Annotated in this window: 21 protein-coding genes; 10 read left to right on the top strand and 11 right to left on the bottom strand. The window is 72.6% G+C overall.

Going from position 1 to position 23,315, the window contains the following annotated elements; all coding sequences use genetic code 11:
- Positions 1 to 34 precede the first annotated feature (34 nt).
- Complete coding sequence (locus ACZ4TO_RS31630) at positions 35 to 934, top strand: hypothetical protein (protein ID WP_468026029.1); 900 nt, start codon at positions 35 to 37, stop codon at positions 932 to 934.
- The gene (locus ACZ4TO_RS31625; RefSeq protein ID WP_468026028.1) at positions 931 to 1,584 is read left to right on the top strand and encodes a nitroreductase family protein; all 654 of its coding nucleotides are present in this window, start codon (positions 931 to 933) and stop codon (positions 1,582 to 1,584) included. Before ACZ4TO_RS31630 ends, ACZ4TO_RS31625 begins: the two co-directional genes overlap by 4 nt.
- 34 nt (positions 1,585 to 1,618) lie before the next feature.
- On the opposite strand, the gene ACZ4TO_RS31620 is transcribed toward ACZ4TO_RS31625, so the two are convergent.
- Positions 1,619 to 2,365, bottom strand: coding sequence for a hypothetical protein (locus ACZ4TO_RS31620; RefSeq protein ID WP_468026027.1), 747 nt, complete (start codon positions 2,363 to 2,365; stop codon positions 1,619 to 1,621).
- Between the two features lie 232 nt (positions 2,366 to 2,597).
- Positions 2,598 to 3,338, bottom strand: a complete 741-nt coding sequence (locus tag ACZ4TO_RS31615; protein ID WP_382778641.1) for a DUF4142 domain-containing protein — start codon at positions 3,336 to 3,338, stop codon at positions 2,598 to 2,600.
- A gap of 224 nt (positions 3,339 to 3,562) precedes the next feature.
- On the opposite strand from ACZ4TO_RS31615, the gene ACZ4TO_RS31610 reads away from it, so the two are divergent.
- Genes ACZ4TO_RS31610 through ACZ4TO_RS31600 form a run of 3 tightly spaced genes read left to right on the top strand, consistent with a single transcriptional unit; the run spans position 3,563 to position 7,079 of the window.
- On the top strand, positions 3,563 to 4,216 hold the full coding sequence (locus ACZ4TO_RS31610) for a TetR/AcrR family transcriptional regulator (RefSeq protein ID WP_382778640.1): 654 nt from the start codon (positions 3,563 to 3,565) through the stop codon (positions 4,214 to 4,216).
- Positions 4,213 to 5,580, top strand: a complete 1,368-nt coding sequence (locus tag ACZ4TO_RS31605) for an MFS transporter (RefSeq protein ID WP_382778639.1) — start codon at positions 4,213 to 4,215, stop codon at positions 5,578 to 5,580. The genes ACZ4TO_RS31610 and ACZ4TO_RS31605 overlap by 4 nt, the downstream gene beginning before the upstream one ends.
- Positions 5,577 to 7,079, top strand: coding sequence for a pyridoxal phosphate-dependent decarboxylase family protein (locus ACZ4TO_RS31600; RefSeq protein WP_468026026.1), 1,503 nt, complete (start codon positions 5,577 to 5,579; stop codon positions 7,077 to 7,079). Before ACZ4TO_RS31605 ends, ACZ4TO_RS31600 begins: the two co-directional genes overlap by 4 nt.
- Positions 7,080 to 7,181: 102 nt before the next feature.
- Here ACZ4TO_RS31600 and ACZ4TO_RS31595 read toward each other — a convergent pair whose 3' ends face one another.
- Both ACZ4TO_RS31595 and ACZ4TO_RS31590 read right to left on the bottom strand, forming a co-directional pair.
- Complete coding sequence (locus ACZ4TO_RS31595; RefSeq protein WP_468026025.1) at positions 7,182 to 7,355, bottom strand: hypothetical protein; 174 nt, start codon at positions 7,353 to 7,355, stop codon at positions 7,182 to 7,184.
- A gap of 29 nt (positions 7,356 to 7,384) precedes the next feature.
- Positions 7,385 to 7,741 carry a PRC-barrel domain-containing protein gene (locus ACZ4TO_RS31590; protein ID WP_382778636.1) on the bottom strand — a complete coding sequence of 119 codons (357 nt, stop codon included), beginning with the start codon at positions 7,739 to 7,741 and terminating at the stop codon, positions 7,385 to 7,387.
- Between the two features lie 157 nt (positions 7,742 to 7,898).
- Here ACZ4TO_RS31590 and ACZ4TO_RS31585 point away from each other — a divergent pair, with 157 nt between their 5' ends.
- The gene (locus ACZ4TO_RS31585) at positions 7,899 to 9,188 is read left to right on the top strand and encodes a hypothetical protein (protein ID WP_468026024.1); all 1,290 of its coding nucleotides are present in this window, start codon (positions 7,899 to 7,901) and stop codon (positions 9,186 to 9,188) included.
- 76 nt (positions 9,189 to 9,264) lie between these two features.
- Here ACZ4TO_RS31585 and ACZ4TO_RS31580 read toward each other — a convergent pair whose 3' ends face one another.
- Both ACZ4TO_RS31580 and ACZ4TO_RS31575 read right to left on the bottom strand, forming a co-directional pair.
- Positions 9,265 to 9,834 (bottom strand): DUF4760 domain-containing protein, encoded by a 570-nt coding sequence (locus tag ACZ4TO_RS31580; RefSeq protein WP_382778634.1) that lies wholly within the window; start codon positions 9,832 to 9,834, stop codon positions 9,265 to 9,267.
- 53 nt (positions 9,835 to 9,887) lie between these two features.
- Positions 9,888 to 10,829: a helix-turn-helix domain-containing protein gene (locus ACZ4TO_RS31575; RefSeq protein WP_468026023.1), complete on the bottom strand. Its 942-nt coding sequence runs from the start codon at positions 10,827 to 10,829 to the stop codon at positions 9,888 to 9,890.
- 246 nt (positions 10,830 to 11,075) lie between these two features.
- Here ACZ4TO_RS31575 and ACZ4TO_RS31570 point away from each other — a divergent pair, with 246 nt between their 5' ends.
- Positions 11,076 to 12,587, top strand: a complete 1,512-nt coding sequence (locus ACZ4TO_RS31570) for an MFS transporter (RefSeq protein ID WP_468026022.1) — start codon at positions 11,076 to 11,078, stop codon at positions 12,585 to 12,587.
- A 28-nt stretch (positions 12,588 to 12,615) separates the two neighbouring features.
- Here ACZ4TO_RS31570 and ACZ4TO_RS31565 read toward each other — a convergent pair whose 3' ends face one another.
- Complete coding sequence (locus tag ACZ4TO_RS31565) at positions 12,616 to 13,650, bottom strand: helix-turn-helix transcriptional regulator (RefSeq protein ID WP_468026021.1); 1,035 nt, start codon at positions 13,648 to 13,650, stop codon at positions 12,616 to 12,618.
- A gap of 185 nt (positions 13,651 to 13,835) precedes the next feature.
- Positions 13,836 to 14,210 (bottom strand): hypothetical protein, encoded by a 375-nt coding sequence (locus tag ACZ4TO_RS31560; RefSeq protein ID WP_382778630.1) that lies wholly within the window; start codon positions 14,208 to 14,210, stop codon positions 13,836 to 13,838.
- A 316-nt stretch (positions 14,211 to 14,526) separates the two neighbouring features.
- Between ACZ4TO_RS31560 and ACZ4TO_RS31555 the strand changes: the two genes are divergently transcribed.
- Positions 14,527 to 16,059, top strand: coding sequence for an MFS transporter (locus ACZ4TO_RS31555; protein WP_468026020.1), 1,533 nt, complete (start codon positions 14,527 to 14,529; stop codon positions 16,057 to 16,059).
- A 30-nt stretch (positions 16,060 to 16,089) separates the two neighbouring features.
- Here the strand turns inward: ACZ4TO_RS31555 and ACZ4TO_RS31550 are convergent, their stop codons facing one another.
- Complete coding sequence (locus tag ACZ4TO_RS31550; RefSeq protein ID WP_468026019.1) at positions 16,090 to 17,016, bottom strand: pyridoxamine 5'-phosphate oxidase family protein; 927 nt, start codon at positions 17,014 to 17,016, stop codon at positions 16,090 to 16,092.
- Between the two features lie 4 nt (positions 17,017 to 17,020).
- A complete protein-coding gene (locus ACZ4TO_RS31545; RefSeq protein WP_468026018.1) occupies positions 17,021 to 17,713 on the bottom strand; it encodes a hemerythrin domain-containing protein in 693 nt (230 codons plus the stop codon).
- 202 nt (positions 17,714 to 17,915) lie between these two features.
- On the opposite strand from ACZ4TO_RS31545, the gene ACZ4TO_RS31540 reads away from it, so the two are divergent.
- Together ACZ4TO_RS31540 and ACZ4TO_RS31535 are read left to right on the top strand one after the other, a co-directional pair.
- On the top strand, positions 17,916 to 21,677 hold the full coding sequence (locus tag ACZ4TO_RS31540) for a BTAD domain-containing putative transcriptional regulator (RefSeq protein ID WP_468026017.1): 3,762 nt from the start codon (positions 17,916 to 17,918) through the stop codon (positions 21,675 to 21,677).
- 31 nt (positions 21,678 to 21,708) lie between these two features.
- Positions 21,709 to 22,227 carry a P-loop NTPase family protein gene (locus ACZ4TO_RS31535; RefSeq protein ID WP_468026016.1) on the top strand — a complete coding sequence of 173 codons (519 nt, stop codon included), beginning with the start codon at positions 21,709 to 21,711 and terminating at the stop codon, positions 22,225 to 22,227.
- A gap of 88 nt (positions 22,228 to 22,315) precedes the next feature.
- Here ACZ4TO_RS31535 and ACZ4TO_RS31530 read toward each other — a convergent pair whose 3' ends face one another.
- Positions 22,316 to 23,164, bottom strand: coding sequence for a GNAT family N-acetyltransferase (locus ACZ4TO_RS31530; RefSeq protein WP_468026015.1), 849 nt, complete (start codon positions 23,162 to 23,164; stop codon positions 22,316 to 22,318).
- Between the last annotated feature and the right edge of the window lie 151 nt (positions 23,165 to 23,315).

The raw sequence follows: 23,315 nt of genomic DNA, 5'->3' as shown, positions 1-23,315 counted from the left end.
GAACCGATCCGCACCCGACCGGAAGGTCTCCGGAGTGACCACCGTCGCCGCGCCCCACGTCCCCGCCCGGCTGGGCCGGTTCGTGCTGCGCATGTTCCGGCCGCAGATCTACGTCACGTACGGACTCCTGTGGGTCCTCGCCCTGGAGGGCGTGGCGGTGACCGCGACCGGTGCGGCCTGGCGTCCCTCCGGCGCCACCGCGATCCGGGTCGTCAGCGTCGTCCTGGCCCTGCTGTTCCTGCGGATGCTGGACGAACAGAAGGACCTCGACCACGACCGTGTCCACCACCCGGACCGGCCGCTCGTCACCGGCGCGATCACCGCGGGCGAACTGCGCGGCGCGATGGCGGTGATCACCGTGGGGGTGACCGGTCTGAACGCGGTCCGCTCGGTGACCGACGTCCTGCTGATCCTCGCCGCCCTCGGATACGGACTGCTCCTCGCCCCGCTGGAGCGGCGGTTCCCCGCGGTGGGCGACCGGCCGCTGCTCGGCCTGGCGGTCGCCTACCCGGTCCAACTCCTGCTCGGCGTCTACGTCTACGGGTCGCTCGTCGCCGCCGGGACCGTCACCGCCGACTGGCGCGGCGCCGCGCTGCTCGCCCTGTGCGCCTGTGTCGTCCTGCACTTCGAGTTCGCCCGCAAGACCGCCTGGGAGGCACCCCCAGGCGCCCGGCTGTACTCGGCCGGGCTCGGTCCGGGACGCGCCGCGGCGGTGACGGCCGGCTTCGCGGCCGGTGCCGTCGTCTGCGAGGTCCTGCTCTTCGCCCCGCGCGGTCCGCTCGCGCTGCTGCCCTGCCTGGCGGCCCTCCTTCCCGCCCACGGCACCCGGCGGTTCCTGGCCGCCGGGCGCGGCGGGTGGCCGCTGCCCACCGCGATCGCCTTCGTCGTGGCCACCTACCTCGCGTCGGCCGTCCTGGCGGTGCTGCTGCCGTGACCGGCCGACTCTCCCTCACCTGCGAGGAGTTGCTGACCACCACACGGTCGGTCCGGTACGGCCTCGACCTGGACCGGGCGGTGGAGCCGGCTCTGGTCGAGGACTGTCTGCGCATCGCCCTGCAGGCGCCGAACGGCAACAACCGGCAGAACTGGCGCTGGATCCTGCTCACCGACCCGCGCGTCCGGGCGGACGTCGCCGAGGTGTACCGGACCGCGTTCTACGAACGCAACGCGGCCGGCCTCGACCGGCTGAGGGAGCTGCCCGAGGGTTCGCGCTCGGTCCTCACCGGCGCGCGGGTGCTGGCCGACCGGATGCACCGGGTACCGGCCCTGGTCATCCCGTGTCTCGAACTGCCCGGCGGACGACTGCCCCCGGGCAACCAGGCCGGGGTGTGGGGTTCGCTGCTGCCGGCCGCCTGGAGCTACGCGCTGGCCGCCCGCAGCCGCGGCCTGGTCACCGCCTGGACGACCGTGCACCTGGACCGGGAACGGGAGGTCGCCGATCTGCTGGGCCTGCCGCCGACGGTCCGCCAGGGCGCCCTGCTGCCGACGGCCCACCCCCTGCGCACCACGTTCCGCCCGGGCCCGAGACAACCCCTGGAGCAGGTCCTGCACCACAACCACTGGCGACCCGCCCACCCGCACTGACCCGAGAAGCCGAACAGTGCCGCTGGGTCGTGGGTCAGCGAGGACGGCGGCCCGTGAGCCCGTGCCAGGTGCTCCGGGCGTCGTCCAGAGCCATGCGTGCCTTCGGGAGCCTGACGTCCGCGTCATGGCGGGCCCGGGTCTCCTCCAGCCGCTCCTTCGCCGCCTCCACCTGATCCGTCGCCGACCGTGCCTCCCGCAGTTCGGCCTTGACCGCACGGATGCTGCCGACCCGCTCCTCCTCCAGCCGGTCCGCCGCCGCGACGGCGTTCTGGATCCGGACGACGAAGCGGCGCACCGCGTCCTCGGCGTAGTCCGCACCGGCGTAACGCTCCATACGCTCACGTCCGTCGGGCTGCGTGAGATACACGTACGACGTGGCCTTCAAGCGACCCGGTTCGAGCCGGACCTTCAGGCCGGCCAGCGCGACCTCGTCGTTGCCGACGACCACCGCATGCTCGTGCAAGGTGATCTCGCCCAACTGCTCGACGCGTGCCCCGCGGCGCGTCGTGCCGAGCCGCTCCAGCTCGGACTCCGCCCGGCGAACCCGGCGCCGGTACGCCCACTCGGCCCGCTTCACCGCACCATGGGCCCGCCACTTCTCCCGCCGAGCCGCTCTGCGCAGCGCGCGTACGGCACCCCGGGCACCCTCCAGAGCACGCCGCGCCTCCCGGTGCTCCTCGTGGAACGCGTACGTCCAACCCCCCGGGTACCGGACGAGCCGCCAGAGCACCCACCACACGCCCAGGGCCGTCACGGCGACGACCCACCCCAGCAGGATCATGTGCCTCCCTTCCGCGACCGCGCATCCGCGACTGTCGTCAGAGGTAGCGCGCGCCGGGGAACCGGTCAACTAACCGGGCCCGGACGACCCCGTAGAACGTGCGAGCGTCAACGGGTGACTCACGAAAGGGAACTTCGCGCCGCCGAGGGCGTGACCATCGCGGCGTTCCTCGTCGCCCGGCGCGGAGAGGCGGCCGAAGGCCTTTGCTCCGCACCGGGGTTCGGTGCGGGGTTCAGCCGACCGTCGGGCTGGGGCTCGGGGTGTCCGTGTGCACGTTCAGGTCCGGGCGCGCTGTCAGGACGACGATCGGGGCACCGGGCTGCGGGGCGGGCGGCGTGAGCTGGTCCTTGGGGAGCGTCGGCGGGGCGCTCTGCTGGGCGAGGACCTGGTCGAAGTCGATGGTGCCGGTCTTCTCCATCATCGTGATGTGGTCGAGCACCGTGTCGTTCGCGAGGTTCGCGAGCTCCCGTACAAGGGAGTTGTTGGTCGTCGCGCGCACCTTGGCGATCACCGAGAAGATCGAACCGTGCGTGACGCGCAGGATGTTGGCGGCGGTCTTGTCGAAGTCCTTGCCGCTCAGGGCGGCGGAGGTCGCCACGAACTGCTGCTGCTGCGGAGACGCCTGGTTGGGCAGGGTGATGTTGAGCTGGATGGCGACCTTGCGGTCCAGTTCGTCGAGGCGGGCGTGCCCCACGATCAGGTGCTTGCCGGCCTCCCGCATCGCCGGAGTCGACCCCTTCTTCAGCGCGATCTCGCCCAGCGGGTACTCCCACAGTCCGGCGGCGCGCACCTTCACGACGAAGTCGCGGTCCCCTTCGGTGAGCGGACCCCACTGGGTGTCCGCGATGACGCGGGTCTGGGCGCTGGACGTGGTCTGGTAGCCGAGCATGGTCGGGTATGCCAGAGCGGCGAGAGTCAGGGTCACCGCGCCGCCCACGAAGACCGTTCCTGCCAAGTTGCGTGAGACGGGCATGATGCCTCCTGCCGTATCGATCAGATGTCACCAGGGGTACGGACGCCACGGCCCCATTGATCATTCCGCAGGGTAAAAACTGACCGTTTTCATGTGTCGTGCATCACAGTCGACGCACAGGGCGAAGGCCCGGCGCAGCCGGAGAACATGCTCCCCCCGACACGCGGGAAATCGTCTCCATCAATCGATTGATAGACGCGGTCCGGCGGCATAGTCTCCCGGCCATGCCCGACTCTCCGCCCGACCCACCGGCCCCGGCCCCACCGCCCGCCGACGCCAGCCGTGAACGCATCATCGCCGCCGCCACCACCCTCTTCGCCGACCACGGCTACGACGGCACGAGCACCCGGCGGATCGCCGCCGAGGCCGGGCTGAACATGGCCACCGTCGCCTACCACGTGGGCGGGAAGCCGGACCTCTACCGGGAGGTCATGCTCCGCGCCCACCTCGCCGAACAGCGGGTGCTGACGGACGCGCTGGCCGCCTTCCGGGAACTCGCGCCCACCGATCCGGTCGCGGCCGTCACCGGCCTGGTCGACCGGTACCTCGACTTCTGTCTCGACCAGCCGCACATCCCGGCCCTGTGGATGCGCCGCTGGCTCTCGGACGCCGCCGAGTTCGCCGACCTGGAGGCCGCCTACGCACGGCCGCTCATCGAGTCGGTGCGCGACACCGTCCGCGAGGTCGTCCCCGCCGGACGGTCCACCGAATCCGCGGACGTCGAGATGACCGTCCACACGGTCCTGTGGAACACCCACGGCTTCTGCCGCTCCGGCATCCGTGCCCAGGTCCCGCGCTTCCGCGCCCATCTGCGCGCCCTGGTCCTGCGTGACCTCGGGCTCGGGGTCCCCGCATCGCGCGACCAGGAGCGCCGATGACGACCGCCCTCGTCCCCCCGGCCGCCGTCGGCGGACTCACCCGGCGCCGCCTGTTCGTCTACGGACTCGGCTCGGTCGGCACCGGTCTCTTCTCGACCGTCCCCGGCCTGCTCCTCCTCTACTTCATGACCGACGCGCTCGGCGTCCCCGCCGGCATCGCCGGGCTCGTCGTCGCCCTGCCCAAGGCCTGGGACGCCGTGTTCAACCCGGTGGTCGGGGCCGCGAGCGACCGCGAGGCCGTCCGCACCGGCCGGCGGACCCGGCTGCTCGTCGCCGGCGGCCTCGCCCTGCCCGCCGCGTTCGCCGCGATGTTCCTGTCCCCGATGACCGGCACGGGCGCCGCGGTGTGGGTGACGGTCACCTTCGTCCTGGCCGCCAGCGCCTTCTCGCTGTTCCAGGTGCCGTACGTCGCCCTGCCCGCCGAGATGTCCTCCGTGCCGTCCGTCCGCACCCGGATCATGGTCTGGCGGATCGTCTTCCTGACCCTGGGCATCCTCGTCGCCGGCGGCGCGGCACCCCTCGTCGTCGACGCCGCGGGCGGGGGCCGCAAGGGGTACGCGACGATGGGCCTGACCGTCGGCCTCGTCATCGCGGTGGTCCTGCTCGTGCCCGCGCTCGGTACCCGCTGGGTGCGTTCACGGCCCGGACCCGAACCCCTCGGACTCGTCGCCGCCTTCCGCACCGCACGCGGCAACCGCTCCTTCTTCGCGCTGCTCCTCGCCTTCGTGCTCCAGGCCGCCGCCGTCGCGATCATGCTCGCCGCCGCGCCGTACGTCGCCACCTACCGCCTCGGCGGCTACGGACTGACCTCGATGCTCTTCGTCTGCCTGGTCGCACCGAGCGCCGTCGCCGTCCCGCTGTGGGCCAAGGCCGCCGGACGGTGGGGACGACTGCGCTGCCTCACCGTGGCCACCTGCGGCTACGCCCTCGGCGCCGCCGCCCTGCTCCCGGCCGCCGGAAGCGGCAGCCGAACCGCGGCGGTCGCCGCGACCCTCGCGCTCTGCGGGCTGCTCGGCGTCTGTTACGCGGCCCTGCAGGTCCTGCCGCTCGCCCTGCTGCCCGACACGGTGCACGCCGACACGGCACGGACCGGACAGGTCCAGTCGGGCGCGTTCACCGGACTGTGGACGGCAGGGGAGACCGTCGGCCTCGCGGCCGGACCCGGCGCCTACTCGATCGCCCTGGCCGCCACCGGCTTCGTCTCCTCGACCCTGGACCACCCGGTCGCCCAGACCGCCACCGCGCGCACCGGAATCCTCCTCGGCTTCAGCCTCGTGCCCGCCCTGCTCATGCTGCTCTCCCTGCCGGCCCTGCGCGCCTACGGCCGCCGCCGTGCCGTACGAGAAACGGAAACTCCTCGATGACGACTCCTCAGCAGACCACCACAGGTGCTCCGGCCGCCCACCCGGGCCTGCCCGAGACCGGCCGCTCCGGCGCCGACCTCCTCGCCGAACTCGCCGTCCTCACCGCCGCCGACCTGCCCACGCGGGGCGGCAACACCACCGCCTACGTCTACGACAGCGGGCGCCCCGAGGTACGCGAGGCCGCCGAACAGGCGTACCTGACGATGATGGAGGTCAACGGTCTGGACCCGACCGCGTTCCCCAGCATCGTCACCCTCGAACGCCAGGTCGTCGGCGCGACCGCCACCCGCCTCGGCGGAGACGACGCCACGCCCGGCATCTTCACCAGCGGCGGCACCGAGTCGATCATCCTCGCGGTGAAGGCCGCCCGGGACGCCCGCCCGGACGTCCTCGCCCCGGAGATCGTCGTCCCCGTCACCGCCCACGCCGCCTTCCACAAGGCCGGCAGCTATCTGCGGGTCACCGTGCGCAGCGCGCCCGTCGACCCCGTGACCTACCGCGCCGACCCCGCCGCGATGGCCGAACTCTGCAACGAGAACACGGTCCTCGTCGTCGCCTCCGCGCCGTCCTACGCCCACGGTGTCATCGACCCCGTCGCCGAGATAGCCGCCGACGCCGCCGCCCGCGGCATCCCCTGCCACGTCGACGCGTGCGTCGGGGGCTGGCTGCTGCCCTGGCTCGCCGAGGCGGGCGCGCCCGTCCCGCCCTTCGACCTCTCCGTCCCCGGCGTCACCTCCCTCTCCTGCGACCTGCACAAGTTCGGCTACGCCCCCAAGGGCGCCTCCGTCCTGCTGTTCCGTGACGAGGCCCTGCGCCTCGACGCCTACTACGCCTGCGCCACCTGGCCCGGCTACAGCGTCGTCAACTCCACGATCCAGAGCAGCAAGGGGGCCGGGCCGCTCGCCGGGGCCTGGGCCACCCTGCAGGCACTCGGCGCCGACGGCTACCGCGAACTGGGCCGCGCCGCCCTGTCCGCGACCCGCAGACTGATCGGCGGAGTCGAGGAGATCGACGGCCTCACCGTCCTCGGTACGCCCGAGGCCACCCTCGTCGCGATCGGCACCGACCCGGCGGCCGGGACCCCGCTCGACCTCTTCGCCCTCGCCGACGAGACCCGTGCCCGGGGCTTCTTCCTCCAGCCGCAGCTCAGTCTCGACGGCCTGCCGGCCAACCTGCATCTGACGCTCACCGGAGTCAGCGAGCGAGGGGTCGAGGACCTGCTCGCCGTCCTGCGGGAGTGCGTCGACGTCGTCCGGCCGCTCGGACCCCCGGCACCGCCCGCGGACATCGTCGACCTGCTCGGGCAGGTGGACCTGACCGAACTCGACAACGCCTCCTTCGCGGCACTGCTCCCTGCCGCGGGCGTCGACCTGAGCGGCGACGACGCGGCCCGGATGGCCCCGGTCAACCGTCTTCTGGACGCCCTCCCGGCGACGACGCGCGAGGTCATCGTCACCCGCTTCCTGTCCGCGCTCTACAGCCCGTACCTGGGCGGGTGACCGCCGCGCCGCGGCGACGCCGGTGACCAGCCGCTCCGGGGCGACGCGGGGGACCGTCTCACCACGGTGAACGGTCCGCGCCGGCCGGGGCGGGTGCCGCGCTCAGCGCGCGACGCGCTGCTTCCGGCCGCCGTGGCGCAGCCGCAGGATGCCGTAGGCGAGAGCGGCGAGAAGGACGACGACGCCGATGACCAGCAGGTAGAACAGGCCGTGGGCGGCGACTCCGATGATGCCCAGCACGACGGCCACGAGGATCAGGAACAGGAACAGGCTCATCGGTTCTCCCGGGGCTTCGGCGGCGCGGATCAGCGACGGGCGAGACGACGCTCGCCCTGGAGCCCCGGCGTGTACTTGAGCTCGTAGTGCGCGAAGACGTCCGGTTCGTCCGTGGCGGGCAGGACGCCGTCCGTGTCGATGGAGGGGGCGCTCTTCACGAGGTTCCGGTCATGGGCCACGCGCAGGTAACCGGGACCGACGGTCGCGTGGTCCAGGGGTACGAACACCAGGCGACGGCGCGTGGGCAGGCCCACGGTCACGGTGGCGAACGATGGGGCGTCGGTGGCGGTGTCGACGTAGACGGACTCCAGGGTGCCGATCTTGTGACCATCGGGGTCCACCACGTCGTGACCACGCCATTCTCGGATGTCGCCTGCCTCGAACATCTTGCTCCTCCGATACGGGGCTTCTCTGCCGGGGTACCCCCGATCGCGGGTCTGATGCCCGGGGCCCCGATGCCCGGCGGCGCGGCGGCCCCGGTGTTCGCCCGTCGGACCGCTTGCGTTGATGATCAAGAAACCCCTAGTTTCCCCTGCTGTGACCATGACACGCAGAGCGATCATCAAGGGACTCGCCGCCGCCCCGTTCGTCGGAGCCGCGGGCAGCGTTCTCTCCGCCTCCCCGGCCCAGGCGGCCACCATCGACGCCGGCCAGTTCAGCCTCACCGCCCGGACCTCCAACGGCTACGGCGAGTTCGCCGAGCTGAGCGCGGGTCTGGCGACCAAGCTGCCCACGGTGGACGCGACCACCGTCATAGCCGACATGAACCGCAGCGCCACCCACCTGACCAGCGCCCCCAGCACGTCCGAGGCCTTCCAGACGGGCTTCGCCTGGGACTCCGACGACCAGGCGGTCGACTACTGGATTCCGCAGGGTGTCACCACCAGCGCGGACGCCTACGGCGACGGCACCTACCCCGACGGCGGCACCGACCGCGTCGTCCTCGCCTCCTGGTACTTCGAGGACAACCCCGACGGCGACACCAACCCCGACGGGACCCCGAAGCCCAAGTACGCGCTCGACAAGGGCCTGCGCCTCACGTTCGTGAACTACAACAACGAGTCGGCGCCGAAGTACCGGCACGTGCTGCTGGTCGAGCCCGTGAAGACCGCGGCCGGGGAGTTCTCGTTCAACCCGATCCGCAAGCACGCGGGCGGCATCATGTGGTACGGCAACCTGCTCTACGTGGTGGACACCTACAAGGGCCTGAGGGTGTTCGACCTCAACACCCTCTTCAAGGTGCCGCTGACCGAGAAGGACGTGTGCGGTCTGCACACCGACGGGCAGTACTACGGGTACGGGTACCAGTACGTCCTGCCGCAGAGCCACGCCTACGACAACGCGGGGAAGTACCTGCGCTACACGGCCATCGGTCTCGACCGCGCCAGCACCCCCGACAGCCTGGTGATCAGCGAGTACTCCCTGTCCGGCACGGTCAGTTACACGGACGGCACCTTCAACGGCACCGGGGTGAGCACCACCACGCCCAAGGTGGTCCGCTGGGACCTCGACTACACCGACCGGCAGCTCGCCTCGCTCACCGCGACGGAGGCCGTCACCGTCGGCCAGCAGAAGATCCAGGGCGTCGTGTCCCGCAAGACCAAGCACTACCTCTCCGCCAGCGACGGGCCCTCCACCAAGGGGACACTGCGCACCTTCACCTCCGGAGGCTCGACGGCGAGCGCGGTGTGCGACCTCGTCATCGGCTGCGAGGACCTCAGCTACCACAGCAGCGGAGCGTCCAACTGGTCGTTCGGCGAGTCCGTGATCTGGAACGTGGGCGAGTACGTCAACAAGCGCTACGTGTACGCGGTCCACGCGGACGGTTCCTGACCCCCGCCGCCAGGGCCGGCCCCGACGGGACCGGCCCTGGCGGCTCGCGGAGGCCTCGGAAAGCGGCGGTGTCGTCTCACCTCGGCCAGGGTCCGCGACGCCCGAACAGGCGATGCCGCAACGGGGAGCGCCTCTCGTGCCACCGTGCCCAGATGAGTTCCTCGTTGGAGGGACCGTTGAACCGCTGCGAGACGCCCGCGTAGGCCTGCAGGAGACTCAGGAGGTTCGGGTCGACGTCCGGAAACTGGCGTTCTCGCTCCACGAACGGTGCGATCGCTTCCCACACCTTCGTGATCCGGGCCCGCGCCATGACGATGGCGGCGGTCTCGTCGATGACGCCCAGCGCGTAGAGACCGGCGAGCGTCTGGAAGAAGTAGGCGACGCTGTACACCGCCGTCTTGGCGGCGGGTGACAGTCCTCGGAGTCCGCCGTCCGGCGCATGCTCACGGTTGAGATCGCGGAGGACGTAGGCGTACTGCTCGTGCAGCTCCGCGGAGCGGAACTCGGCGAGCAGATCCATCAGCGCGGGTATGTAGTTGGCCTGCCGGGCGATCTGCACCTGCCGAGCCCCGAACCACATCGAGGCGACGACGGCTATCACAGAGATCGAAATGGCCAGCAGATTCAAAAGGGTGGCCCCGTCCACGAACGCATCGTAGAGCCGCGGCCCCAGCCCGGCCAGAGTGCGGGGGCGGGGGCTCAGCCGGCCGAGGCGGGGGCCGGGGCCGGGGTGTCGGTGAGATACGGATCGTCGGCCGGCTCCGGATGGTCCGAGCGGGCCGACCGCGGTCGCGTCTCCGCGGGGTCCAGGCGGAGCATGGCCGCCTCGTCCGGGGTGCCGGGTGCGGCCTGGTAGACCACCATCCGCTGACCGCCCGTCCGGGCCAGCCGCATGACCTCGTACGTCAGCGTCATCGCTCCGACCCTCGGATGCCGGAAGGACTTCTGCCCGCCCCCGCGTTCGCAGACGTCGTACCGCTCCCAGAGCCCGGCGAACTCCGGTGACTTCAGCACCAGTTCACCGACGAGCGTGGTCAGCTCGGGGTCGTCCGGGTCCGCTCCGGCGACCGCCCGCAGATGCGCCACCGAGAGCGCGACCGTCTCCTCCCACGGCTCGTACAGCGTCCGGCCGACCGGGTGGAGGAAGAGGTAGCGGGTCAGATTGCGCTGCTCCTCGGGCCAGTCCCAGAGTCCCGGCAGCAGCCGCCGGCCGGGTGGATTCGCGGCCAGTACGCGGTTGTAGCGGCTCACCACGTAGGCGGGGAGCGGACGCATCGACTCCAGCATCCGCGACACCGACTCACGCACCGTGTGATCGGCGGAGGCGGGCAGCTCGCCGGCCCGCCCGGAGGCCAACTCCACGAGCTCGTGCAGGCGTTCGTAGCCGTCGCCGCGCAGCCGCAGGGCCCGGCCGAGCCCGTCCACGACGGCGGGGGAGGGATTGGTCTCCCGGCCGCGCTCCAGACGGATGTAGTAGTCGACGCTCACTCCCGCCAGCGCGGCCAGCTCCTCCCGGCGCAGCCCGGGGGTGCGGCGCAGACCCGCGCCGACCGGCAGGCCGACGTCCTCCGGCCGGACCTGTGCCCTGCGGGCCTTCAGATATCTGCCGAGTTCGGTTCCCCGCGCGTCCGTCGCTGCCATTCGGCCCATTCTGGCAGGCCGGCCGGGAACGTGGGGGGCCCTGTCAGACCCTGGAACGCCGCACCCCGGGAACAGGCCGGTCTGCCGGACCGCCGCGCGGAGGCGGAGAGTTGAACTCGAAGCGGGCGGCCCGACCGCCGAGGCCCAGGGTGTGCGAGGCACAGGACCGCGGCCCCGGCGGTCCGGAGCCGCCCGCCGACCCTCCCCGACCACGACCGATTCCCGCTGCCTGCCGAGGAGTTCATCATGCGCACCCCTGCCCCTTCAGCGGCCTCCGTTCCTTCTTCGGCCTCCGTCCCTTCAGCGGCCGCCGCGACCGCCCGCGGACGCGACCCGCGGTCGTCGGCGTCCACGCTGAGGCGAGAACGTCCGCACGGGTCCCGACCAGCGAACCCGGCCGCCGACGCGGCCACCGAGCCGCCGCGTGGGCGCGTCGCCCTGATCGCGGCCCTGCTCGGCTTCACGGTGATCACCATCGACGTCTCGGCCGTCAACATCGCCCTGCCCGCCATCGGCACGTCCCTCAGCGGCGGCATGACCGGACTGCAATGGGTGGTGGACGCGTACACCCTGATGTTCGCGGCCCTGATGATCTCCGCCGGCGCCCTCGCCGACCGGGCCGGCGCCCGTCGCGCCTACGGCTGGGGCGTGGCCCTGTTCACCCTCGCCTCCCTCGGCTGCGCACTGGCGCCCGGCATCGGCGCGCTGGTCGCCGCGCGCGTCGCGCAGGGCGGCGCCGCCGCGATCGTGATGCCGGCCTCGCTGGCGTTGATCCGGCAGGCGTACGACGACGCCCGGGCCCGCGCCCGCGCCATCGCGCTGTGGACCGTCGGCGGCTCGGTGGCGATGGCCGCGGGTCCGGTACTGGGCGGCCTGCTCACCGACTCGGCCGGCTGGCGGGCGGTCTTCCTCCTCAACCTCCCGGTGGGCGCGGTGATCCTGGGCCTGCTGGTCCGGGTGCCGCGCTCCGCGCGCCGGCCCGCCGCGGTCGACGCCGGCGGACAGCTCACCGCCGTACTGGCCCTGGCCGGGCTGGCCTTCGCGGTGATCGAGGGCGGCCACCTGGGCTGGACCAGTGGTCCCGTCGCGGCGGCCGCCGCGCTCGCCGGCGCCTCGGGGTGCGCCTTCGTCGTCGTGGAGGCGCGGCACCGTTCGCCCATGGTCCCGCTGGGCATGCTGACGGACCGCCGGGTGGCCGTCCCGCTGGCGGTCGGCTTCGCCGTCAACGCCGCGTTCTACGGCGGGATCTTCCTCCTCGGCCTGTACTACCAGCAGTTGCGCGGAATGTCCGCGATCGAGGCGGGGCTGATGTTCGTCCCGATGTCCGCGGTGGTCACGGCGACCAACCTCGTCTCACCGCGACTCGCGGAGCGCATCGGACGGCGGCCGGTGATCGTCGCCGGACAGGTGATCTTCACCGGAGCGATGCTGGCCATGCTGCCGCTTGCCGCGCACACCCCCGTCCCGCTGGTCCTTCTCCTGCTGCTGCCGCTGAGCGTCGGCGGTGCGCTCGTGGTGCCCGCGCTGACCGCACTGCTGATGGACGCGGTCCCGGGAGAGCGGGCGGGGACGGCGTCGGGCCTGCTCAACTCCTTCCGGCAGACCGGCGGTGCGCTCGCCGTCGCCCTCTTCGGCGGGCTGCTCGCCGGATCCGGCGCGGACTTCTCGCTGCCGGGCATGCGGACCGGCCTGCTCGCCGTCGCCGCCCTGCTCACCGCCACCGCCGCGCTGTCCCGCCTCCTCCTGCCCCGCGGCTGACCGGAGAGGGCGACACGGGACGGCCGGATCACAGCGAAAGGCTCGACAGGAGTTCCTCGCGGCTGTTGACCCCCGTCTTTCGGTAGATCGCTTTGAAATGATCGTTGACGGTGTGCGGGGAAAGGTTCAGACTGCGCGCGATCTGCTTGACGGCGAGACCGTCGAGAGCCCGCCGGATCACCTCCTGTTCCCGCGAGGTGATCCCGTACAGAACGGCCGCGGCGGGCAGCAGTACCTCGGACGAGGCGGACTGGATGGTCACCGCGACACCGCCGAGATCCGCGTCGTCGAGCCGCTGGGCCTCCAGCACGATCCACCCGTCGGGGCCGGGAATACGGCTCAGTGCTTGACGGCCCGGCTGCCGTGCCATGAGGGCGATGTTCCAGACATGCGCGAATATCTCGCTCTCGTCGGCCGTCTCGGCGTCCTGGACGAGTTTACTCACCCATTCATGGCCGGTCCGCGTCACCGCCCTGATCCGGTCGCTGCTGTCGATCACCACAATTCCGGGCGGGGGTGCGCTGCGAACGGGACGCAGGAAACGACCGGCGACATACCGCTTCAGCGCCTCCGCCAGCGGGGCGGCCAGTCGGCCGGCGTTCACCGCGTCGGTCTTCGAGAAGGGTCTGCCGGCTCTCGCCCGCAGCAGTACCAGCAAGCCCCAGGTCAGCCCCTTGAGGGCCAGCGCCACCCGCAGCTCGCTGCCGACGTCGGTCGTGCTCATGATCTCCTGGTGCCGGACACGGTGCCGCCCACTCGGCGGGTCGGATTCAAGGACCGCGACAGGCCGGCCGTTTTCGACCAACGCCGTCAAGGTGTGCTTCCCGTGGCCGAGGATTTCCGCCGATTCCAGTTCACGGTAGAAGGCCGCCGCATAACCATGTTCTTTCGTAAGAAAACATGCCGCGCCCGTGATCGGATCGACTCCCCTCAGCATGTATCCGTCGTGCGGTACGAGGGGCGCGATCTGCCGCGAGATCACGGCACCCAGTTCAGGGATTGTCGTCGCTTCCGCCACCGCGGGCGCCAGGGAACGGGCCGCCTGTTCCACGTCCGAATTCATGGAAGGAGTGTGGATCTGGGTCGCTCGACGAGCATGGATTCGCCCCACGTTGGCCGAGAGGTGACACTCCTTGGCGCGTATACGCCAAATTCATCGGACATCGGAATTGGAGGTTTCCGTTCCCGCCCTTTCGGCGCGGCCGCCCGGTCCGCACGACCGCGGACCGGGCGACCGGGATCATTCCGTCAGCACTCCGGAATCGCCCCGTCGTGGAATGCCTCGTTGCCGTCCACGTACGCCCCGAAGGTCCACCCCGTGACGAAGAGTTCCTGGCCCGTGGTGGCGGTGTACCGCTCGGACACCGTGTGGTACCAGACGTTCCCGCGGTTGCTGATGTTGTCACCGCGGTCCCAGCAGTCGGCGACGATGGCGTCTCCGGACCGCAGGTCCGGCACGCCCACCTTGCCGTTGCGGGTGTGCGGGGTCTTGAAGACGCCCGCGCTGTCACCCACGTGGATCAGCGCGTTCGCGGCGGACGCGCTGCCGACTCCCAGGAACAACACGCCGGCGCTCAGCGCCGCGACGACGGCGCCACGACGCGGCAGGACCCTTTTCATCATGTGCTTCCCCCTGATCGTTCCTCGGCACTGTGGTGCCGGGCTCGTGCACCGTGGTCCGGAGCACACCCAGGACGATGCCCTGGACGGAAAACCGCGTGAATCCCCCAGAAATCGGGGGGTGACAAGCGCACGCGGATGAGCCTGCCGGTCCGAGGAGCGCGGTGACGTGACCTCCGGGCCGGGTGTACTGTCGGAGCACTGGAAGTAGAAACGTGTGTTCGCTTCCGGCCGTCGACGCAGGTCGACCGAGCCGAGGACACACGCGCATACGCGGTACCGGACGGGCCGCCACTTCTTCACATCGAAGGAGTGCGCCGTGCATACCCGTCGTCCCGGAGCCGCCGAGAAGGCCGCTGCTCCCCCCGACACCTCCCGCTCACCACGCCCCCTCCGCGCGGGTTCACCACGTTCCCTCCGTGACGCCGCGGTAGCCCTCGCCGGCCTGTCGGCGGTGTTCCTGTTCGAGATGCTCGACAACTCGATCCTCAACGTCGCGTTGCCGACCATCGGTCGTGAGCTGTCGGCGTCGACGACCGTTCTGCAGTGGGTCACGGGCGTGTACGCCGTCGTCTTCGGCGGACTGATGCTGGCCCTCGGCGCGCTGGCCGACCGGGTCGGCCGCCGCAAGGTCATGCTGGTCGGGCTGGTGCTGCTGGGCGGGGCGAGCCTGGCGACCGCGTTCGTCACGACCGCGGGCCAACTCATCGCCGTCCGCGCGGCGATGGGCGTCGCGGCAGCGATGACCACACCGGGTTCCCTCGCGCTGGCGTTCCGCCTCTTCGACGAGGACGGGCTCCGCGTCCGCGCGACCACGCTGATCTCGACCGTCGGCCTGGTCGGACTCGCCGTCGGACCCACGGCCGGTGGCTTCGTGCTCGCGTTCGCTCCCTGGCAGATGCTGCTGCTGGTGAACGTGCCGATCGCCGCACTCGCCTTCGTCGGCATCCGGCGCGGCATCCCCGCCGACACGGCGGACGAGTTGCACCGAGCCCCGATCGACGGTGCCGGTGCCCTGCTCGGCACGGCCACGATCGTCCTGACGCTCGTGACGCCCACGCTGTTCCTCGACGCGGGTGCCGCGTCGCCGCTCCCGTGGCTGACGACGGCGGCGGCCGTCGTGACGGCCGTGCTGTTCGTCGTCCGCCAGCGGTCCGCCCGCCATCCGCTGCTCGACCTCGAACTCGTCGCCCGTCCCCTCGTGTCGAGCGGCCTGGCGTTCAAGGCGGCCGCAAGTCTCGCGACGGCCGGTCTCGGCTACCTCGTGACCCTGCAACTCCAGCTCGACCTGGGCTGGACACCGGCCCAGGCGGCCCTGGGCATGCTGCCGCAGGTCGTGGTGCTCGTCGCGGGCGGTGCGCTCATCGGTCCGCTGGTCACGCGCGTCGGGCTCGACAAGGCCGCCTGGCTGAGCGCGGGAGCCGTCGTCTGCGGGCTCGCCGTCTACGGGCTCCTGGGCCGCTTCGGCTACGGGTGGATCGCGCTCGCCCTCATGCTCGTCGCCGCCGGGATGCGCGTCGTGGGTGTCGTCGCCGGGACCAACGTGATGCGCGGACTCCCGGCCGACCGCACCACCATCGGCTCGGCGCTGGTCGACACCGCCGGTGAGGTCACCACCGGCATCGGCATCGCGGTCGGCGGGACCATCCTGGCGGCGCTCTTCACCGGCGACATCGCCACATCGCACTGGAGCACTCACCAGACCGCACAGTTCCGCGACGCGATCACCTGGGCGGGCCTCGCCCTCACGCTCCTGACCGCGGCGCTGGTGGGATGGGGCATCACGCGGGCCCGCCGCGCCCCGGGCGGAACGACACGATCACCCGCGACCACTCCGCCAGAGGGAGCTTGAGGGAGGTTCGGGGCGCGGCGGGCGCGCGGGTCAGCCGCCGTCGCCGCGGCGTGCCTGGCGGGCGAGGGCCCGGAACTCCTCCCAGCGCACCTGGGGCCGTTCGAGCCCGCGGCGGCGCAGATAGCGGGCCGTGGCCCGGCGGGTCGTGCGCAGCACGGACACCGCCTCGCTCGCGCGGCCCGAGCCCATCGGCTCCACCACGCCGGCCGGAACCAGCAGCAACCCGCCCTGCGTGACACGCAGTTCGCCCCGTACGAGCGCGTTGTGCATGTTGTTGAGACGCTCGTCGTGCCGGTGCACCAGCAGGGAGGCGGGGCCCGGCACGGCCGCGCAGTCGGCCGGCACGTCCACGGCGAAGCCGCCGTCGGCGGGCACGGGCCGGGTGCGCGCCAGCACCGGCGCGCCGGTGGCGTCACGGGCGGCGAGGACCGCCGTCGGGTAGCGCGCGAGCAGCCCGGCGCCGGGCAGCGGACCGTCCTCCCGGTCCGGCGACTGTGCCGCGGCCGGCAGCGGCGGCCGCACCACGACCTGGTCGGGGGTAACCGTGATCAGCAACCGCAGGTAGTACCAGTCCATCAGCAGGTTCAGCGGAGCAAGGACGTACGACCTGCTGTGCGGCTGCCGTTCGAACAGCATCCGCCAGTAGTCCTCGGCGCCCTGGGGACCCGTCATGATCTCGTCGGGACACTCGGCGCGCCCTCCGACGAAGATCTGCCGGGGCTCCTTCAGCCCGCTGCCGGTCGGTTCGGAGAAGAGCAGCGCGACACGGCCGTCCCGGCGGATGTTCAGCGCCTTCTGGGCGAACGCGAGGGACGTGCTCAGCAGCAGCGTCCCGTCCGGGCGGCGGCGTACGGCCGTCGGCCACGCGAGCGGGGTGCCGTCCCGGCCCAGAGTGGCGAACTCGCAGGTCCGGTAGGCGTCCAGGACGTCGAGCGGTGCGGAGTCGAGGAGTGACATCGCGCTACTCCCCGGCCAGCGGGGCGCGCATGGCGGTGCGGTAGGCGGCGTACTGACGCCGTCCCAGGGCCCGCCACAGCAGCCTGCCGATCAGCGGAACCCGGATCAGGAAGTAGGCCTGTTCCTCGGCCGTCGCCTCCTCCAGGATGGCGCCCAACGCCAGCATCCGCTTGTTCTTCGGTATGCCGTCCATGCCCCGCTCACCGACCAGGTCCCACTGGGCGACGGTCAGATGCTCGGCGACGAGCGGCAGGACCGACCGCTCCTCCTCGTCCAGGTGGACCAGCAGGGCCGCCCGGTGCGCGTCCAGGGCCAGGGCCAGCTCCTCCCCGGAGATCCGGTCGGCGGACCGCTCCCACACGGGGAGCCACTCGGCGACCACCGCGAGCGTGCGGTCGATCTCCTCGTGCTGGAGCCGCATCCGGCCCACGAGTTCCTCGTCGTGCGGACCACGGGTCCGCAACAGCGGCCAGATCAGCTCGTCCTCGGCGTGGTGATGGTGGTGCAGGCCCATGGTGTAGTCCCGCAGCGCCCCGGCGATCCGCGTCGCACGGGCCGTGTCCCCGTCCGGCACGGCCCGCACCAGCCGTGGCAGCGTGGCCGACTCGCGGCGGAACACCCGGTGCACCACGACCATTTCGTGGGTATGAGGACGCTCGGCGGTGGACGACGCGCCGTGGCTGCTGTTGACGGACATGCTCACTTGCTCCAACGATCGGATGGGTACGAAGGCCGCCCCAGCGTCACTTGCTCCGCTTGGCGTTCACTTGGCGCCGGTCTTGGCGGTCCGCCTCCGCGCACTTCTGCCGCCCGGGGCCGGGCCTGACAGGCATCCGAAGCGGCGGGCGTTTATCGTCCGTTGACGGAAGACACGCAGGTCTCGGGTAAATTCGGCGGGCGTGCTGCGCTTGCGAGTCCTGGGTCCGCTGGGCGCCGAAGTCGCCGGGAAACCGGTCGCCTTGGGTGCTCCACGACAGCGCGCCGTCCTGGCGCTGCTGATCGCCGCCCGGGGCAGCGTCGTACCCGTGGACCGTATGACGGACGCGCTGTGGCGGGGCGAACCGCCGGCCAAGGCGCTGGTGTCCCTGCACGCCTATCTGTCGAACCTGTGGCGCTGCCTGGAGCCGGGACGGCCGCCCCGCACCCCGGCCACCGCCCTGGTCACGGCCTCGCCCGGGTACGCCCTCACACTGCCCGCGGACGCGGTGGACGCGTGGCGGTTCGAGACCTGGGTCGGCCGGGCCCGCGACGCTCCGGCCGAGGAGGCGCGGGTACGGCTGGCCGAGGCGCTCGGCTGGTGGCGGGGGCCGGCCTTCGCGGGGCACGCGGACGAACCCTGGGCCGCCACAGAGGTCGCCCGGCTCGACGGACTGCGCGCCGAGGCACGCGAACTCGCCGTCGCCGCCGAGCTCGCCACCGGCCGGGCCGCGCAGGCCGCGTGCGACGCGGAGGGGCTCGTCGAGGAGAGTCCGCTGCGCGAGGAGGGCTGGCGGCTGCTGGCCCTGGCGCAGTGGGCCTGCGGCAGACAGGCCGACGCCCTGGCCTCGCTGCGCCGTGCCACCGCCGTGCTGCGCGACGAGATCGGCTGCGATCCCGGCCCCGCCCTGCGGGAGTTGGAACGCGCCGTCCTCACCGGACGGTTCGACCTCCTGCGCGCGGCGACCCCGGAAGCCGCCCAGCCGCACGCGCCGACCGTCCAGCCGCTCGTACCAGGTGTCCTGCGACTCGCGCCGGCCGATCCGCCGTTCGTACCGGCCGCTCCAACGCTCGCGCCGACCGTCCAGCCGCCCGTACCGGGTGTCCCGCTGCTCGCGCCGGCCGATCCACCGTTCGTACCGGCCGCTCTACCGCTCGCGCCGAACCTCCAGCATCCCGTACGGGCCGTCCAGCCGCCTGGACCGACCGTCCAGCCGCCCGTCCCGGCCACTCTGCCGCTCGAACCGACGGCCCAGCCGCCTGCACCGGCCGCTCTGCCTCTCGCACCGGCCGCTCTGAAGCTCATGACCGCTGCCGCTCCGTCCGTAGCGGGCGCCTTGCCGCCCGGATCCGTTGGCGGGCTGCCGGCGCCCGCCGTCGTGCCGCCCGCACGCGCCGCCGCACCCGCGGTGCGGCCGCCCGCCCGTATCGCCCCACCGTCCGCCGGACCCGGCCTGTTCGTCGGCCGGGGCGCGGAGTTGCGTGCCCTGGACGCCGCGGCCCGGGCCGCGTGGCAGCGCGGTGGCATCGTGCTGGTCACCGGTGAGGCCGGTGCGGGCAAGTCCGCGTTCCTCGACCAGGCGGCCGCCCGGCTGCGGCGGTCCGGCTGGCGCGTCGTGATCGGGCGCTGTCCCGAGTACGAGGGCGCCCCGCCCGCCTGGGCCTGGGTCGAGGCGCTCGGCGCGCTCGCCCGGGAGGTGCCCCCGGCCGCACCGGACGAACTCGCGGTCCTGTTGCGGGAGTCGGGGGACGGCCCGGCCGTCCCCGGGGACGAGGCGGCGGCCGGCCGATTCCGCATGCACCGGGCCTTCACCGCCTGGCTGCGCCAGGCGGCCGGCGGGACGCCGCTCGCCGTCCTGCTGGAGGACGTGCACCGCGCCGACGCCGAGACGCTGGCCCTCGTCGAGGCCGCCGCGGCGGTCACGGGCGTCCCGCTGCTCACCGTCGCCGCCTACCGCCCTTCGGACGGCGGCGACCATCTCCTCAAGACCCTGGCCCAGTTGGCCCCCGCCGCCCCGCACCGGATCGCGCTCGGAGGTCTGGCCCCGCAGGACACCGCGACCCTGGTGGAAGCGGTCTGCGGAGGACCGGTTGACCAGCCGACCATGGCCGCGCTCGCCGAACGCACCGGGGGGAACCCCTTCTACGTCCGGGAGAGCGCGCGCCTCCTGGCCGACGAAGGGGCTCTGGTCGCCGTCTCCGAGGTGCCCCAGGGCGTACGGGACGTGCTGCGCAGGCGCCTCGCGCTGCTGCCCGGCGCGGCCCGGACGGTCGTACAACTCGCCGCCGTGCTGGGCCTGGAGGCCGAGGCCGGTCTGCTCGTCGACGCCTCCGACGGGGAGGAGGACGAGGTCCTGGACGGACTGGACGCGGCACTCGCTGCCGGACTGCTGGCCGAACCGCGCCCCGGCCGTGTCCGGTTCGTCCACGCCCTCGTGCGGGACACCGTCTACGCGGACCTGTCCGGCGTACGACGAGCGCGGCTGCACGCCCGCGTCGCACGGCTGCTGCGCCGGCACCGCCCCGGTGAACTCGCCGCCCTGGCTCATCACTTCGCGCACTCGGGCAGGGCGGAGGACGCCCCGCTCGCCGTCGACTACGCGCTGCGGGCCGCCGAGGCCGCCGAACGCCGGTACGCCCACGACGTCGCCGTCACCCTGATCCAGCAGGCCATCGACACCCACACGACGGCGGCGGGCGAAGGCACTCCGCCGGACCGGCTGATCGAGCTGCTGGTCCGCCTCCTCGGCGCCCAGGTCCGTACCGGCGCCACGGACGCCGCCCGCCGTACCCGGCGGCGTGCGGTCGAACTCGCCGAGCAGGCCGACCGGGGTGACCTGGTGGCGGCCGTCTACGGCGCCTGGACCGAACCCACTCCCTGGCGCAGCCGGTTGGACGGACCCTACGACCGGACGACCCTGGCCCGCCTCGAACGCCTCGCGCGCGACGAGGAGTTGGACGGGCCCACGCGAGCCCGGGTCCTCCAGGTACTCGTCGACGCGGTCGCGGGCGAGGACGCTCCCCGCGCTCGGGAGGCGGCCCGCGACCAGCTCGCCCTGGCCCGCACGGACGGTGAACCACGGCTGATGGCGGCCGCGTTGATGACGTCGGCGAGGCTGCTGCCGCACGAGGCCCACGCCGAGGTCCGGCCCCCGCTCACCGAGGAGCTGCGCGGCCTCGCGCACGCCCATGACCTGCCGGCCTACCGCTGGGTCTGCGAGCACCTCGACGCGATGACCGCCGCCGCCCGCAACGACCCCGCCGCGGTGCGCCGCCACACCGCCGAGGGGCTGGTGCTCGCCCGCCGCTACCGTCTGGTGTGGGCGCAGGGGCTGAACGCCGCCGCCTCCGCGATGCTGGCCGCCGTCACCGGCCGTTTCGACGCGGCGGAGGCCGCCTACGCGGAGGCCGACACCCTGCTCCAGCGGGTCGGAGCCCATCACGCGGCCGGGCTGCGCACGCTCGGCCTGATCAGCATGCGACTCCTCCAGGACCGCGCGGCCGACATCGAGCCGTTGGTGGACGCCGTGTACGAGTCGGCCGGGAGCTCGGTCTCGGTGGCGCGGGCCCTGGTCCTGGCCCGCCTCGGCCGGCTCGACGAGGCGCGAGCCGTACCCGTGCCCCCGGACCCGATGCGCGACCACCTCTACGGTCTCGAACTGGACTTCCGTGCCCAGCTCGCCGTGCTCCTCGGCGACCACGAGGGCGCGGTGGCGCTCACCGCTCACCTGGAGCCACTGCGGAACCAGCTCGCGGGTGCGGTCGGCGTCGCCTACGCGAGCCGACCCCTGGCGCACGCCCTCGCCGACCTCCACCGCTTCCTCGGCGAACACCGACGGGCGGCGGACGCCTACGCCCTGGCCGAGCGCACGGCGCGCGCCTGGGGATCGGCCCATCTCGCCGAACACGCCGCCCGCGCCGCCGCGGACCTGTCGGCCGAACACAGCCGCCGACGCACCCTCTAGGACACCAGGAGGTGCCGGATAGGCTGCCGTCGTGGAGCGGATCTTGGTGGTGGGGGTCACGGGCGCGGGGAAGTCCACGCTCGCGCGTGCGCTCGGCGAGCGGCTGGGGCTGGTGTACCACGAGATGGACGCGCTCTACTACGACGGCCCCGGCTGGTCCGTGAACGGCACGTTCGCCGAGGACGTGGCGCGGCTGAGCGCGGAGCCCCGCTGGGTGGTGGACTCCCTCGGCCACCCGGAGGTGCGCGATCTCCTGTGGGGCAGGGCGGACACGGTGGTCTGGCTCGACTATCCGAGGCACGTGGTCGCGCCCCGCGTGGTGCGCCGCTCGCTGCGCCGCTCCGCCCGTCGGGAGACCCTGTTCGGTGGCAACCGGGAGACCTGGCGGGGGTGGCTGAGCCGGGAGCACCCGGTCTGGTGGTCCTGGTCGCAGTACGCCACCCGCCGCCAGGAGCTCGAACGCCGAACCCGTGACCCGCGTTTCTCCCCGCTCACGACTCTGCGCTTCGCCCACCCGGACGAGACCGCCGCCTGGCTCGCGGCTCTCTGACGTCCGGCGGTCCTGCTTCTCACCGCCCCCACGTCAGAGAGTTCCGCGATCGAGGGGCCGCGCCCGAGCGGGAGTTGCCGGAGCGGACCTATGAGGCGGGTTCGGCGATCAGTGCCGTACCGATCCTGCGGAAGCCGAGTCGGGCGTAGATTCGCGCGACGTCGTCGTCACCGGCCGACAGGAAGACGGTGTCCACGCCCCGCGACCGGGCGTCGGTCACCAGGGCCGCGGTGACCTCGTGGGCGAGCCCGCGGCGGCGGGCCGAGGGAAGCGTTCCGACGCCGACGACCTCGCTGATTCCCGCGAGCGGCTGGTGCTGTCCCGCGCACAGCGCGACCCCTTGCTCGACGGCCGCGGCGACCACGGTCAGACCTGCCTCGACACGCCGTATCGCTCGTTCCACCGTTCCGTCGGCGGCGCAGGCCTCGACCGCTTCCGCCAACTGCGCTGTTCCGGCGAGACCGACGCGGGTTCCGGGCTCGGCGAAAGCGAGGTGAGGAACGGCCAGGGCGCTGGGCAGCGTCGGATCGTCCGCGCCCACGATCCGTACCGACGCGGTACCGGACGACCTCTCCACCGGGGCTGCCGGTGTGAAGGGATCGAGCACCATCAGCGGATGCTCGTGGACCACGAGGCCCGACTCCTCGACTGCCGGCCGCAGGGTGGGCGTGGTCTCGGCGACCCATTCGAAACTCTCCGGGATCCCCAGCTCCCGCTGCCGGGCACGGACCCTTCGCACGTCGGCGGTCTCCACGGGTCCGGACCATCCCCGTGCGGGTCGTGCGTAGAACGGCCAGCCCTCTCCCTCCCGTACGAACAAGGTGAGCGGCCCGAAGTCCTCGGCGCGGGCGCCGTGGCGTGGGACCGCGTCGTAGTACCCCTCGAGCCGGTCCAGCGAGGCCCGCTCGGGATGATCGTCGAATTCAGCAGAAGTCACGCCGGGCATCCAAACAACAGGGCGTCACCGACGCCACTCATTTCCCTCCGTCCGCACGGTCGAGGGCACGGCCCGGCCATCCCGTTCCGTACGCCCGGGTGCGAAGGCCGCGTGCCTGCCGGGCACCGACCGTCTCGACAGGCGCCCCGCG

Source organism: Streptomyces sp. NPDC028298, from assembly GCF_055565895.1.
Note: the sequence above shows the minus strand (reverse complement) of the source record. Positions and strands in the feature narration are given on the sequence as shown.